The sequence below is a fragment of the Chroococcidiopsis thermalis PCC 7203 genome, assembly GCF_000317125.1.
Taxonomy (GTDB): Bacteria; Cyanobacteriota; Cyanobacteriia; order Cyanobacteriales; family Chroococcidiopsidaceae; genus Chroococcidiopsis; species Chroococcidiopsis thermalis.
In genome coordinates this window covers 3,994,876-4,009,077 of the sequence record NC_019695.1, presented here as the reverse complement: position 1 = coordinate 4,009,077, position 14,202 = coordinate 3,994,876, and the positions used below count along the sequence as shown (strand labels likewise).

10 protein-coding genes are annotated in these 14,202 nt (G+C 44.5%); 2 read left to right on the top strand and 8 right to left on the bottom strand.

All coding sequences use genetic code 11. The features are described 5' to 3' along the window. Nucleotides 1–132: 132 nt before the first annotated feature. Nucleotides 133–1,314 (top strand): RtcB family protein, encoded by a 1,182-nt coding sequence (locus CHRO_RS17555; RefSeq protein WP_015155580.1) that lies wholly within the window; start codon nucleotides 133–135, stop codon nucleotides 1,312–1,314. 29 nt (nucleotides 1,315–1,343) lie between these two features. Here CHRO_RS17555 and CHRO_RS17550 read toward each other — a convergent pair whose 3' ends face one another. After that, nucleotides 1,344–2,324 (bottom strand): glutathione S-transferase family protein, encoded by a 981-nt coding sequence (locus CHRO_RS17550; protein ID WP_015155579.1) that lies wholly within the window; start codon nucleotides 2,322–2,324, stop codon nucleotides 1,344–1,346. A gap of 546 nt (nucleotides 2,325–2,870) precedes the next feature. Here CHRO_RS17550 and CHRO_RS17545 point away from each other — a divergent pair. Then, nucleotides 2,871–4,298: a sodium/proline symporter gene (locus tag CHRO_RS17545; RefSeq protein ID WP_015155578.1), complete on the top strand. Its 1,428-nt coding sequence runs from the start codon at nucleotides 2,871–2,873 to the stop codon at nucleotides 4,296–4,298. A gap of 8 nt (nucleotides 4,299–4,306) precedes the next feature. Here the strand turns inward: CHRO_RS17545 and gatC are convergent, their stop codons facing one another. The 7 genes from gatC to CHRO_RS17510 all read right to left on the bottom strand — a co-directional run bounded on the left by gatC (nucleotide 4,307) and on the right by CHRO_RS17510 (nucleotide 14,101). After that, nucleotides 4,307–4,597 (bottom strand): Asp-tRNA(Asn)/Glu-tRNA(Gln) amidotransferase subunit GatC, encoded by a 291-nt coding sequence (gene gatC / locus CHRO_RS17540; RefSeq protein ID WP_015155577.1) that lies wholly within the window; start codon nucleotides 4,595–4,597, stop codon nucleotides 4,307–4,309. 86 nt (nucleotides 4,598–4,683) lie between these two features. Continuing rightward, complete coding sequence (locus CHRO_RS17535) at nucleotides 4,684–5,205, bottom strand: photosystem I assembly protein Ycf3 (protein ID WP_015155576.1); 522 nt, start codon at nucleotides 5,203–5,205, stop codon at nucleotides 4,684–4,686. A gap of 71 nt (nucleotides 5,206–5,276) precedes the next feature. Then, nucleotides 5,277–6,023 carry a sulfite exporter TauE/SafE family protein gene (locus CHRO_RS17530; protein ID WP_015155575.1) on the bottom strand — a complete coding sequence of 249 codons (747 nt, stop codon included), beginning with the start codon at nucleotides 6,021–6,023 and terminating at the stop codon, nucleotides 5,277–5,279. 366 nt (nucleotides 6,024–6,389) lie between these two features. Beyond that, a complete protein-coding gene (locus CHRO_RS17525; RefSeq protein WP_015155574.1) occupies nucleotides 6,390–8,606 on the bottom strand; it encodes a molybdopterin oxidoreductase family protein in 2,217 nt (738 codons plus the stop codon). Between the two features lie 524 nt (nucleotides 8,607–9,130). Beyond that, on the bottom strand, nucleotides 9,131–10,651 hold the full coding sequence (locus tag CHRO_RS17520) for a NarK family nitrate/nitrite MFS transporter (protein ID WP_015155573.1): 1,521 nt from the start codon (nucleotides 10,649–10,651) through the stop codon (nucleotides 9,131–9,133). A 526-nt stretch (nucleotides 10,652–11,177) separates the two neighbouring features. Then, nucleotides 11,178–12,014 carry an ABC transporter ATP-binding protein gene (locus tag CHRO_RS17515; RefSeq protein ID WP_015155572.1) on the bottom strand — a complete coding sequence of 279 codons (837 nt, stop codon included), beginning with the start codon at nucleotides 12,012–12,014 and terminating at the stop codon, nucleotides 11,178–11,180. An 86-nt stretch (nucleotides 12,015–12,100) separates the two neighbouring features. Then, nucleotides 12,101–14,101 (bottom strand): ABC transporter ATP-binding/substrate-binding protein, encoded by a 2,001-nt coding sequence (locus CHRO_RS17510; RefSeq protein ID WP_015155571.1) that lies wholly within the window; start codon nucleotides 14,099–14,101, stop codon nucleotides 12,101–12,103. Nucleotides 14,102–14,202 lie beyond the last annotated feature (101 nt).

Below are 14,202 nucleotides of genomic sequence, written 5' to 3'. Positions count from 1 at the left end.
GCACAGCCGTGCGCCCTGGGTCATGTTTCTGTAGGGGCAGCCGTGCGCCCTGGATCATGTTTCTGTAGGGGCGCACAGTCGTGCGCCCTGGATCATGTATCGGTCATTTTTCCTTAATTTTTAACTAAAAATATGCCATACGAAAAACTAGAAATTAATACACCAGCACCCGTACTTTCTTGGGCAAATCATGCTTTAGGACATGAAGAAACCCAGATGGCGAAAAACGTGGCATCGCTACCATTTGTATTTAAACATGTCGCATTGATGCCCGATGTCCACTTAGGTAAAGGTGCTTTAGTCGGCTCGGTTGTAGCAACTAAAGATGCAATTTTGCCTGCGGCTGTGGGAGTAGATATTGGTTGTGGCATGGCTGCCATTCAAACTCCATATCATGCCGAACAATTAGAAGGCAAGTTGAAAAAAATCCGTTTGGATATTGAAGCATCAATTCCAGTTGGTTTTAACGAAAATAAAGATGTAGAAAAATCTATTACTAACTGGCAACATTGGCATGATTTTAAAGATCTACATCGCGGGGTGCAAGACTTGCAAGGAAAAGCCATGAAACAAATGGGTTCTCTTGGCGGTGGCAACCACTTCTTAGAAGTTTGTCTCGATACGGAAGATCGAGTTTGGTTGATGTTGCATTCTGGTTCCCGAAATATCGGTAACAAGTTGGCACAGTGCCATATTAATACTGCTAAAGAACTAGCAAAATTAGCAGGCGATCGCTTGCCCGATCCTGACTTGGCTTATTTTGTTTCCGGTACGTCAGAGTTTGCTGCTTATTGGCGAGACTTGCAGTGGGCGCAAAACTATGCCCGTGTCAATCGTGACGTAATGATGGCACGCTTTAAGCGAGTTGTAGAAAAACATGTAGCTGGTGGTAAGCCATTCAAGCCTCTATTAGAAGTCAATTGCCATCACAACTATGCCGAAAAGGAAGTGCATTTTGGCGAAGATGTTTACGTGACTCGTAAGGGTGCGGTAAGGGCGCAGACTGAAGATTATGGGATTATCCCTGGTTCAATGGGTGCGAAATCATTTATTGTCAGAGGTAAAGGTCATGCTGAAAGTTATTGTTCTTGCAGTCACGGTGCGGGGCGTTTGATGTCTCGTAATAAGGCAAAAAATGTCTATACACTTGACGATTTGATCGAGCAAACGAAGGGCGTAGAATGCCGCAAAGACACGGGTGTCTTAGATGAGATTCCTGGGGCATATAAGCCGATAGACGAGGTAATGAATAATCAGTCAGATCTGGTCGAAATTATAGCAACATTGAAGCAAGTTGTTTGCGTCAAAGGTTAAAGTAGGGTGGGCAATGCCCACCCTACTTTTTAAACTGCAACTGCAACACCTATTTCATTACGGTTGTGGGGAGCCTCAAAATCAATTATTGGTCCTTTAGGGACGATGCGAGTAGGATTAACTTTGGGATGACTCCGATAGTAATGTCTTTTAATATGATCCAAGTTGCAAGTTTCTTTCACTCCTGGTTGTTGGTACAAGTCTTTTAAGTAGTTCCACAAGTTAGGATAATCTACAATCCGGCGTAAGTTGCATTTGAAATGGACGTAATAAACAGCATCAAAACGCAGTAAGGTTGTAAACATACACCAATCGGCTTCTGTAATGCAATTACCACATAAATAACGTTGTTTAGCTAAAACATTTTCCCAACGGTCTAAAGCCTCAAATAACTCCGTTACAGCCTCCTCATAAGCCACTTGTTGAGTGGCAAATCCGGCTCGGTAGACACCATTATTAATTGGCTGGTAAATCTCATCGATAGTTTTGTCTATTTGTGCCTGCAAATCTTTGGGGTAGAAGTTGACATTCTTACTCGCAATATCGTTAAACTCAGTGTCAAACATGCGAATAATTTCGCGAGATTCATTATTCACAATTGACTGAGTTTGCTTATCCCATAACACGGGAACTGTTACCCGTCCGCTATAATTTGGTTCGGCTTTTAGATAAAGTTGCCAAAGATATTGCGTCCCGTTAACAGTATCGGGAATCGCTCCAGGTTCACTACTAAACTCCCAACTATTTTGGTCGATCTCTGCTGCTACTACAGATAATCCAATTGCATCTTCTAGTCCCTTCAGACGACGCATAATTGCCGTTCGATGTGCCCAAGGGCAAGCCCAAGAAATATATAAGTGATAGCGTCCTGCTTCTGCTTTAAAACCACTCGAACCATCAGCAGTAATTTTATTGCGAAAGGTAGTAGAAGGGCGGATAAATTTCCCTTGGTTATCTTCTTGTTCCCGTTCGGAAATCCATTTACCGTCAGCTAGAATACCTAAACCCATCGATCGCACCTCTTGCGAATTTGTATTTGTGAGTTTCTAAGTTCGCTCTTCATACATGCTAAACCAATAAAGTGAAGTCAGAAGTTAGAAGTCTTCTTCTACTAGTTTGGAGAAAAATGCATCTATCTTATGGTATAAAAAATTAGGCTCATCGAGTGAAGTGAGAATTCAAATGTAGGCGAGCATTGCCTATTCTACTAATAGCGGTTTTGATTTAGGTAAAACACGCAATCTGTAGGGGCGCACAGCTATGCGCCCCTACAAATGTCACGCACGCAGTTGAGAATTGCTATAAGACAAAAATAAAATATTAAGATTGAATCATCAAAAAATAGTAATTTGTTCTCATAAATCAAATATAAATTGCGATCGCCATTCACCTTCTAACCAAATCAGCAGTTGATTTTCACTTTCACTCAGAAGCAGGATGTCTTAAGATGTAACAAAAAGTAAAGTCATCTGCATCAGCAACCACTGATAACTTTGTAGAGACGTTACATCTAACGTCTCTACACTGATAACTGATAACTGATAACTGATAAATCTATGAGCGATCGCATATTTATTGCAGCTGCTTTCATTGTTTTTCTAGCTCTGATTATTGGCGTTGGCATCTACTCATCAACTCATAAGAAAAATACAACTGCTGACTACATCCTCGCTAGTCGCGGGGTAAGTCCTTGGCTGACGGCGCTTTCCGCCATGTCAACGGGTCAGAGTGGTTTATTATTTCTCGGTCAAGTTGGCTTTGCCTACACAGCCGGAATTTCTGCTATTTGGTTAGTTATTGGTTGGGCAATAGGAGACTATCTCGCTTGGTTTTTATTTTTCAAACGTTTAAGAAAAAGATCCGAAGAAACAGCATCGGATACTGTTTCTGATTTCTTAGCGCAAAATACTTCTGGCGCTCGTTGGATCTCGATTGTCTCAGGCATAATTATTGTGGCTTTTCTCGGTGCGTATGCAGCATCGCAACTCGTAGCAGGTAGCAAAGCACTGAATGTCGTCTTCGGCTGGGATTATCGTCTAGGAATTATCCTCGGAGCAGTAATAGTTGTTATCTACTGTTTTTCTGGAGGTGTGCGAGCGGAGATTTGGACGGATGCAGTCCAAGGGATAATTATGATTGGTTCGTTGCTGCTCCTACTATCCGTAGCAATTACCGACTGTGGTGGATTTGGGCAACTTTGGACAAGATTGGGCGCGATTGATGCAAAGCTAATTAATTTGAGTCCATCTAATCTACCGTTGGGCTTTTTGCCCTTTTTTATTGGTTGGATTGTGGCTGGATTTGGTGTAGTCGGTCAACCGCATATTTTAGTCCGAGCAATGGCAATTGACTCGCCCGATAATGTCAATAGGGCGCTGAATATCAAAACTATTGCGAGTTTAACCACATCTTTTTCTTCCATTACCATCGGCTTAGCAGCACGGGTGTTGTTACCCGACTTGATATCAGGTGGCGATCCTGAGTTGGCATTGCCGTATTTAGCAGAAGAATTGCTACCCGCAGGCTTTGTCGGACTGATGCTAGCCGGAGTCTTTGCTGCTACTATGTCTACTGCCGATTCTCAGATTCTCTGCTGTTCGGCGGCGTTGACTCAAGACATCGCGCCTCAATTTGCTAATTCCTATCGAATTGTCAAGTTAGGCACTTTAACTGTCACTGCGATCGTTTTGAGTATTGCTTTAGTAGGCGATGATAATGTGTTTCTCTTAATTACATTTTCTTGGTCGGCTTTAGCTTCGGGTTTAGGTCCACTGTTACTATTGCGAGTTGGGCAATTGCCCGTCAGTACGCCTGTAGCACTATTAATGATGGCTGTTGGAATCATCACCGCTATTAGTTGGAACCTGGTATTTAAGTTATCTTCCGTAGTTTACGAAGTCCTACCAGGTATGATTGCAGGTAGCTTAGTCTATGTCACAGCGCGATTGCTGGCTTCTAAGTCTAGATCTAACCAGCATAGATGACGAGAGAATTAGGCTTCGTTGAGGATCTTGGGGACTTTGAAAAATTCCCCATCCTGTTCTGGAGCGCTTTCGAGTATAGCATCGCGATCGCCATATGGTTCTAGTTTATCCGCACGGGTGATGTTACTAGCATCAATTGCCCGCATGGTTGGAGGTACGTCAGTTACGTCAAGTTCGCTCAACTGCTCGAAATAATCTAGAATGCTACTCAATTGAGTGGTAAATTGTTCCTCCTCTTCGGGAGTGAGTGCTAAGCGTGCGAGATGGGCAACTTTACGAACTTGTTCTTTGTCGAGCATGGATGGTAATTGGTAATTGGTAGTTAGTAGTTTGTCATCTATAGTTTTTGACTTTTAACTTTTCACTTTTGACTTTCCCATTACCATTAAAAGTAAATATCTTTTGATAAACGTCCGGTGGTTTTGAGCCAGTTTTGTGCTTCGAGATAGTTGTTGGGATCTATTTGGATAGCACGTTTCCAGTAGTCAGCAGCGAGATCGAATAAACTATCGGCGCGATCGCTATCTCCTTCTTCTTTGGCTTTTTCCCCTTGGAAGTGATAGATGACAGCCATGTTATTCAAGGCTTGCGTCATGTTGGGGTAACATTCGAGTGCTTTTTCGTAGTACTCCAAAGCTATCTCGTGTTCGCCATTATTTGTATAAATTAACCCCATATTGTAGAGAACGTAGCTGCGATCGTATGGATCTTCTTCTAGTTCCAAAGCCTGTCTGTAGTTGTCTAAAGCTTCGGCATACTCTCCAGCACCCTGAGCAGACATACCATCGCGGTAATAGACAAAAGCTTCTTTAGCTTTTTTATTGGTAGGCAGAATCTTCAGAATGATATCTGCCATGACGGTAAATGTTTTATCTACAAAGTTGTCATTACGCTGGCTTCTTGGCATATCGAGTCCGAGCTACCGTTTGGTGTATCGCTTTTGCGATCTATCTTAACGTGAGTGCGGCAGTCTTAATCTCATTGCAACAAAATAGCAAAAAATTTTCTTTGATTCCACAATATTGATAAACCGCTAATAGTTATCAGCACAGTCACAAACTTGTGAAACTGCTCGTTACTCATTTTCTGTAACATTTGCTGTCCTACCCAGTTTGCCGGAATTGCTGCCATCCCAATGACTAATCCATACCAGAGATACGATTTGGTAAATGCTCCCAAGCTAGCGTAAGTACACATTTTGGCTATATGTACTACTAGAACATGGGCGGATTTCGTGCCGATCATTTTTTCTTTGAATAAGCCGTAATTTAAATACAGTGGATTTAAGATTGGACCAATACTACCGAGTAAGCCTGAGAGAAAAGCATGAATGAAACCAGCAGGTAAGAAAACCCAACCTGGTACTTGAAAAGTTGGTTTGCTCTCGCCTACAAACATACTGAAAGCAGAACTGACTAAAAATAGCCCTAGTAGAGTTTGTATCCACTCTAGATGAGTTTGAGTAAACGCGATCGCACCCAAAATCGCCCCCGACACTGCACCAGGCAAATACCACCAAGTGAGCCGCCAGTCTATATCTTGCCAAAAAACAAAAACTCGTTGCAAGTTCCCCAATAACATGCCTGTGGTCACGACTGGCGGAATAGCTGGCGTTTCCAGCAGGAAGTTTACCATCGGAATAATAATAAACGGACTTCCCCCACCAGCTAAGCTACTAATAACCCAAGCAATAAAGCTCGACACTGCCAACAGGAGAACCGTCATAGAGGCGATCGCCTTTAATAAATCTTTATAATCTTAAGTATTTACTTTAACTCTTTACTTGCATCCGTAGCTACTAGAATTTGCACTCTTGACGTTGCTTGAGCCAGAGAGAGGCACAGACATTTGTTAGAGGGTTGTACCCCAATACATCTCGATTAGTGATGCAAAGATCTTGGAAGATCCCCCAACCCCCTTAAAAAGGGGGCTTAAGTTCCCCCCTTTTTAAGGGGAGGACACTTACGTGGGCAGGTTTCCCGATTTGAGTAAAGTGTCCGTGGGTTAGGGGGGATCTTGTCTTAACCGAAAAGTATTGGGTTGTACTCTCTGAAATTTTGAATTTTGAATTTGAATTTTGAATTGTTTTGCTCACACAGAAATAGGCGAGGGCGCAGGATCGTATTGCTCCGCTTCTTGATATGAGAAAAAGTTGTTGCTCAGAGGAATCAGTTGCACCGCACAAGCTTTTAATTCTGGCTGTTTGGAATCAGGACAAGATTCGGGATGGGTGAGGGCATTGGCTTCAGCTTGTTCTGCCCACAACGCGCCCCAGTGCATCGGCACAAACACAGTACCAGGAGCGATCGCTTTTGTTACTTTAGCAGGAAATTTGGCTTTACCACGTCGCGATCGCACTTCTACCCAATCGTCATTGTTAATTTTCAAACTCGCAGCATCGCGGGGATGAATTTCGATAAATGGGTTGGGATGCATCTGTTGAATTTTATCAATTCTGCCCGTGCGAGTTAGGGTGTGCCAATGCCCGTATAATCGTCCGTTTGTCAGGACATAAGGATATTGCGGATCGGGTGGTTCTGCCAGTCCCCGCGAGTGATAGGCGGCGAACTTCGCCCTACCATCAGGGGTATGGAATTTAAAGTCTGTATACAATCGTTTGGCTTTTTCGTGACGATCCGATTTACCTAATTCAGATTCGGGACAGGGCCATTGCTGCGGTCCTTCGGCGCGGAGGCGTTCGTGACTCAATCCTGACATGTCGCAAGGGCGATCGCGCGTAACTTTGGTAAATTCAGCGTAAACTTGGGTGGCAGCAGAAAAAGCAAACTGTTCGGTAAAGCCCAACCTTCTCCCAACTTCAGCAAAGATTTCCCAGTCTGCTTTAGCTTCTCCTGGTGGCTGACGAAAGGCACTACACAGAGTTACGCGCCGTTCGGAATTTGTCATTACGCCCGTCTTTTCACTCCACTGTGCGGCGGGAAGCAAGACGTGGGCGTAGGCAGCAGTTTCGGTAGGATAGTAGGCATCTTGGTAAATGGTAAAAGGCGATCGCAATAGTGCTGCTTTCGTCCTTTCCAAATCTGGCATACTTACAGCTGGGTTAGTTGCTGCAATCCACAATACGCCGACTTCCCCAGACTCCAAGCCCGTGATAATTTCCCAAGTATTTCTACCAGTCTCAGACGAGATACTACCAGTTGGCAGACCCCAAAGTTGCTCTAACTCGGCGCGGTGTTGTGGATTTTTCACGCTGCGGTAACCTGGAAGCAGATGTGCCAATCCCCCTGCTTCCCGTCCGCCCATTGCATTCGGCTGTCCCGTGAGGGAAAATGGACCCGCACCAGGCTTGCCAATTTGCCCTGTCATGAGGTGCAAGTTGATAATGGTTCTGACCTTTGCCGTACCTTCTGAAGACTGGTTTACGCCCATCGACCACATAGATAGGACGCGCTTCGATTCTTTCCAGTATCGCGCCGCCGTCTCTAAATCGGCAGCAGAGATTCCGCATTTTTGCGCCACCATCTCTGGGGTGTAATCTTGAATTACCTCTGCATAAGCAGGAAAATTACTCGTACAATCTTCAATAAAATCTAAGTCGATACAGCCCCAACGCATTAACAAATGGGCGATCCCGTTAAGTAAGTCGATATCTGTACCAGGATGAATCGCCAGATGCAAGTCAGCAGCTTCCGCCGTAGTTGTGTAGCGGGGATCGACAACGACCATTTTGACGTTGCGGTTCTGCTTGCAGTATTTGTTGAGGCGGTTGAAAACAATTGGATGACACTCAGCAGTGTTCGTACCGATTAAAAAAGCGCAATCGGTTTGTTCTAAATCTTCGTAGCAACAGGGAGGACCGTCAGCACCAAAACTCTGTATGTAACCAGATACCGCGGACGACATGCACAGGCGAGAATTGGCATCAAAGTTATTCGTCCCCAAACACCCCTTCATGAGTTTTTGCGCGATGTAATAGTCTTCGGTCTGAAACTGACCGGAACCATACATGCAAATTGCATCAGCCCCTTGAGTCAGGCGGACTGTTTGAATGCGATTGACGATTTTTTCTAGTGCTTCTTCCCAGCTTACCTGGCGGAACTCTTCATTGAGCGAGTCTCTCACCATCGGATAACGCAAGCGGCTTTTGGCGATCGCTTCTGCTATTGTCGCGCCTTTGACGCACACCATTCCTTGACTGGAAGGATGGGCTTTATCCCCTCTCACTTTCCAGACTGGATTCCCTTGACTGTCTCGATTGGTCGCTTTGCCAGCAGCGGCTGGGGGTGAGACTTCTAAGCCGCAGCCGACACCACAATAAGGACATAGGGTTTTGGTGGAGTCAGTCATGACAGTGTTACCGCAATTTTTTCGTTAATGGGCTACAGATTTAAAGTTGGAGAATTATTAGAAGCTCTTTCAGTAAATTTGATAAATTTGACAGTTTTTCAGCACTTTAAACCACGATTCTACATTACCAGACAACATACCCACGTTTGAAATTTTAGTCTGTAGAAAATGTTACACAAATACCGTTTTCAAGAGTAAAATTGTCTGAAAGTTCTGACATAATCAAAATCGAAATAGCTCGAACAGATCCTATTTAATTTTGATATCCAGATATACTATTTACCTCAATCAGCCCTAGTAAAAATTATAACCGCAGATAGAAGCAAACAAATATAGTATTTTAAAGAACTTTTGGCGATCGCTGTGATTGATAATTGGTAATTGGTAATTGGTAGTTGGCAACTGATAACTTTCTTTTATAAGCGTCGTTGAGTGCTAATAATAGAAAACTAGGATAACGCAGTTTAAAATTTACCTGCGTTATCCCGTATAAGGATTAGGTAGGTGGAATGCAGCAAGAGATTTTATTCTAATTCCTCTGCCAATATAGAACTACTTGGTAGCGCGTGTTCTGGTGTATCTGTTGCAGCAGTAGCCTCATAATCTTCAGCAAAAGAGCCTTTTGGTTCCTTCAAAAAGAAAGCACACAAACTAGCACAAACTAGAGCAGCAATTCCCATTGTGGCAAACAAAGTACGGGCATTGGTCAGGCTGAGAATTGTTAAATAAATTACCCCACCAAAGTTACCATATGCTCCGACGTTACCAGAAATTTGTCCGGTAATTTCTTTTTTAATCAGAGGTACGATCCCGTAAGTTGCACCACAACCAGCTTGGGCAAAGTAAGCAGAGAGCATTGTCACGGCGATCGCTAGTGGTAAAGCCCAGCTCCCATTAATTTCATAAGCGAGTAAGTAGCTAATCCCAATTCCAACCGAAATAACTGTCATCGTCCATTTGCGCGAACCTAATTTATCAGAAATTAAACCACCACTAGGACGAGAAACTAAGTTTAAGAATGGATAGCATGAGGCAATAATACTTGCCATATGATGATCCAAGCTAAAAGTTGTTTCAAAGAAGATTGGGAGCATAGAAACTGCTGCCAATTCCGAACCAAAATTTGTGACGTAAGTAAATTCGAGTAGAGCAACTTGACGAAATTGATAGCGTTCGGATGGAGAGTAGATTTTTTGTCCGGTTAATAACTCTTTATTGACGCGCCAAGCTTGATAAGTTTGGTAAGCATACAATCCTAATAGTCCAATCCAAACAATATACATTTGGCTTAGGCTGAGGAAGTGAATTTTAGGTTGAGCCAAACGCCAAGCTAACAAACCAAGAGCGAAAATTAGACCGAAATTTGACAGCAGCATGGCATAAAAACTGCCTTTGCTGGTGACTTCCATCGCACCATTTTTCTTAGGACGCTTGTAAACTTTACCGCTAGGAGTATCTTGGACAGTATTGAAGTAGATAACACCGTAAATTGCAGCAACAATACCTGTAAAGGCAACTGCCAAACGCCAGTTAGATGCACCACCTGCAACAAAGCCAGTAGCTACTGCAAGAATTGGGAGAGCAAATTCAGCCCCAAAAGCCCCAAAGTTACCCCAGCCGCCATACACACCTTGAGCAATACCAATATCTTTGGGCGGGAACCACTCAGACACCATGCGAATGCCGATGACAAATCCAGAACCGACAATCCCCATCAACAAACGACTCCATACCAATTGGTTGAAATCGTGAGATATCGCTGTTGCCATACAAGGAACTACAGCAAACATCAACAGAAAAGAGTAGGTAATTCTCGGTCCAAACCGATCCAGCAGCATACCGATAATAATACGGGCTGGAATTGTCAGTGCTACGTTGCAGATGAGGAGAGTTGTTTTTTGCGGATCGCTTAAATGAAGTTCTTTCTGAATTAATCCGGCAAAGGGTGCAAAGTTAAACCAACAAACGAAAGTTAAAAAGAAAGCAAACCACGTTTGATGTAAGATGCGATAGCGACCCTGGAATGAAATTAAGCCTTTGAGCATGAGATGACTTCCTAAGTCAAAAGAAGAGGAATTGCAAAAGTTGTGCTGTTAGCAATTCTGTGAATTGCCTCAAGAGTGTTGTAAGAGCTGTTGGGTTCTATAAGTCTGAATTAGGCTATCTTTTACCAGTTTGAAAAAGTTCTATCAGTGTCGAAAATATTGGCGAACCATACCGTAAACATTTGCTGGCTTGACTTTTTATTTGCACAAATTACATCCATAACACTGATAGAAAAGCGATCGCGTCTGAATTTTTAATGGCACTTTCAATACTGGTTACTACTCTAGATTGGATTACTAAAGCCAGAAGTTTCGTATATTTTGTAACGAAATTACATTAATTATGAAATAAACGCATAGTTTTCATGCATTTTCATGCATATTTACCACCCAAAGACAGATTGCAAAAAAATAGCGATCGCCTAAATGTCGGAGCGATCGCTGTTTTCAGTTATCAGTGATGAGTGACTAGTAGCTAGTGACTAGAAAAGAGTCCAGCCACTAGCCACTAGCCACCAGCCACTCTCTACTCCACATGGGCATGACGATGATATAAAAAGTCGAGGATGTGGTTGCGCAGTTCGTAGTAACGGGGATCTTCGATGATACGGGCGCGTTGGCGCGGACGAGGGAAGGGAATCTCCACAACTTCACCAATCGTTGCCGAAGGACCGTTGGTCATCATGATCGTTCGATCGGATAAAAATAGGGCTTCGTCAATGTCGTGCGTGATCATTAGCACGGTGACGCGGTGTTCTCGCCAAATTGTTAGCAGTTCTTCTTGGAGTTCCTCTTTGGTAATGGCATCCAGCGCCCCGAAAGGTTCGTCGAGGATCAGGATTTGGGGACGAATAGCTAAAGCACGGGCGATCGCCACTCGTTGTTTCATTCCTCCAGATAGCTGACGCGGCTTTTTATCGGCAGCTTCCGTCAGTCCTACCATTGCTAAATGCTCTTTAGCGATCGCTTTTTTCTGCGCCGCAGGCATATTGGGATGGACGGCATCAATGGATAGATAAACGTTATCAAACGCCGTCATCCAAGGCAGCAGGGAGTAATTTTGAAACACCATCATCCGTTCCGGTCCTGGTTCGGTGACGAGATCGCTTTGCAGCCTGACTTCCCCTGTAGTGGGTTTGTTAAATCCTGCCACCATATTTAGCAGGGTAGTCTTGCCACAGCCAGAGTGACCGATCAGACAGATAAACTCACCTTCGCGAGCAGTGAAATTGACATCTTTTAAAACTGTGTAAGGACCATTTTTCGTAGGATAGACCTTGGAAACATCCTCTATGACTAAAAAAGGGTTCTGGGTTCTGGGTTCTACGATCTGGGGTGTAAGCTGAGTTTCTCTAATTTGCATGTTTCTCTAGGGAATAGGGAGTCGGGAGTCGGAAGTAGGGGTAAGAGCGACCAATTACCAATTACCCATTACCAATTACCCTTCTTTCAAACAGTGACTATAGGATCGATCGCAATTTCTTCGACGCGGATTTGGTGTTTGATTTCTAAACTGTTGAGGTAGTCAATTGGGCGATCGGGATAGAGAATTTTGCCGTCAAATAGTTTGATGGGTTGAGGATCGTGTCCAATGTCCATAAATCCAAGTTCGCGGGCGGCGATGCCAAATACATCGTTACGGCTGACGCGATCGAGGACTTCCACCCAGTTTTTCGGAAATGGAATTAATCCCCAACGTGCCAACTGAGTCAAGATCCACAGCAGATCGGTGCGATCGCGATAGTTGGCTTTGTCTACGTGGAATTGGTTGAAATGTAATAGTTGTTGGGGTGCGGAACCGTCACCGCGATTGTAGGGGTCGAGGAAACCAGGACGGGTGTAAGCGGGATCGGAACCGACGTATTCTGGTCGGCAGAGTAATTCGAGAATTTCTTCCCGATGGCGGCGATCGTCGCAGTAGTCGCAAGCTTCTAATAAGGCTTTAACTAGGGCAACGTGGGTCTGTGGATATTGGTTTGCCCATTCTTCCCGCACGCCTAAAACTTTTTCTGGATGTCCCGCCCACAAGTCTAAATCGGTGGCAACGACAAATCCCAAGTCTTCGTAGACGGCGCGGGAATTCCAAGGTTCGCCGACACAATAACCGTCGATGTTTCCAGCTCTGAGATTAGCTACCATTTGCGGTGGCGGAATCACGGTTAAGCTGACATCTTCATCGGGATGAATGCCACCACTCGCCAGCCAGTAACGCAACATTAGGTTATGCATTGAGGCTGGGTGTACCATCCCGAAGGTGTGGATGGTATCGGAGTCAGAAGCGATCGCGGCTTTTAAGTCGGCTAGGGTTCTAACTCCTTGCTCGAAAAACTTTTTGCTCAGCGTAATGGCGTTACCGTTACGGGAGAGGGTGAGGGCGCTGACGATGGGGATAGGAGTTTTACCACCCGCCCCTAAAGTCATGGCTAAGGGCATTCCTGCAACCATTTGGGCAGCGTCTAAGCGTCCCGTACCTACCCCCTTAGAGATTTCCTTCCAACTCGGTTCGCGGCTGAGGGTGACATCGGTTAAGCCGTATTTAGCAAAGAAGCCTTTTTCTTTGGCGACTACCAATGGGGCGCAGTCGGTCAGGGGGATAAAGCCGATTTCTAAATTGACTTTTTCTAAGCCATTGCCAGCAACGACGACGTGTTGTTTTGCTTTGCGCTGCTTGATGCGTTTTTGTTGGTTGAGGAAGTAAATCAGCTCGTTACGCATAGCGTAGTAGCTGGGATGATTGACAACTTCCATCCGCTGACGGGGACGGGGAATGTTGACATCCAGAATTTGTCCGATTTGCGCTTCGGGACCGTTGGTGAGCATGACAATGCGATCGCTCAGCAGCAAGGCTTCGTCTACGTCGTGTGTCACCATCACGCAGGTAACGTGACTTTCTTCGCAGATTTTCATCAACTGTTCTTGCAAACCGCCTCGCGTTAAAGCATCTAACGCCCCAAAGGGTTCGTCGAGTAGCAGCAACTTAGGACGAATTGCCAAAGCACGAGCGATCGCCACCCGTTGTTTCATTCCTCCAGAAAGTTCGCCCGGACGCTTATCTCTAGCGTGACGCAAGCCGACTAAATCGATGTGATGTTCGACAGTCGATCGTCTTTCTGCCTTGGTTTGATTTTTGTAAACTTCATCAACCGCCAGCGAGATATTCTCGTACACTGTCATCCAGGGCAGTAGAGAGTAGTTTTGAAATACCACCATGCGATCGGGTCCAGGTTCTTTTACCTGCCGTCCTTCTAGAATTACACCACCACGACTAGCACGGTCTAGACCAGCAATAATATTTAGTAGCGTAGATTTGCCGCAACCAGAGTGACCGACTAAGGAAATAAACTCACCCTGTTTAATTTTTAATTCAATATTTTTCAGTGCCGTATAGGTACTACCATTTGGCAATGAAAATATTCTATCAACGTGGTCAACTTCAACAAAAACTGACATGGTGATTTTTAGGGAGTAGGGAGTAGGAAGTAGGGAGTAGTGAGTCAGTCACTAGCTACCAGGGTTTGTCAGTAGCGGTCACTGGTCACTGTTAAACTGGT

Bases quoted from the DNA above. Each gene is read 5' to 3' on its own strand.
- CHRO_RS17515 (WP_015155572.1), bottom strand. From the start codon at position 12,014: ATGCAAATTAGAGAAACTCAGCTTACACCCCAGATCGTAGAACCCAGA.
- CHRO_RS17555 (WP_015155580.1), top strand. From the start codon at position 133: ATGCCATACGAAAAACTAGAAATTAATACACCAGCACCCGTACTTTCT.
- gatC (WP_015155577.1), bottom strand. From the start codon at position 4,597: ATGCTCGACAAAGAACAAGTTCGTAAAGTTGCCCATCTCGCACGCTTA.
- CHRO_RS17510 (WP_015155571.1), bottom strand. From the start codon at position 14,101: ATGTCAGTTTTTGTTGAAGTTGACCACGTTGATAGAATATTTTCATTG.
- CHRO_RS17520 (WP_015155573.1), bottom strand. From the start codon at position 10,651: ATGCTCAAAGGCTTAATTTCATTCCAGGGTCGCTATCGCATCTTACAT.
- CHRO_RS17530 (WP_015155575.1), bottom strand. From the start codon at position 6,023: ATGACGGTTCTCCTGTTGGCAGTGTCGAGCTTTATTGCTTGGGTTATT.
- CHRO_RS17535 (WP_015155576.1), bottom strand. From the start codon at position 5,205: ATGCCAAGAAGCCAGCGTAATGACAACTTTGTAGATAAAACATTTACC.
- CHRO_RS17525 (WP_015155574.1), bottom strand. From the start codon at position 8,606: ATGACTGACTCCACCAAAACCCTATGTCCTTATTGTGGTGTCGGCTGC.
- CHRO_RS17545 (WP_015155578.1), top strand. From the start codon at position 2,871: ATGAGCGATCGCATATTTATTGCAGCTGCTTTCATTGTTTTTCTAGCT.
- CHRO_RS17550 (WP_015155579.1), bottom strand. From the start codon at position 2,324: ATGGGTTTAGGTATTCTAGCTGACGGTAAATGGATTTCCGAACGGGAA.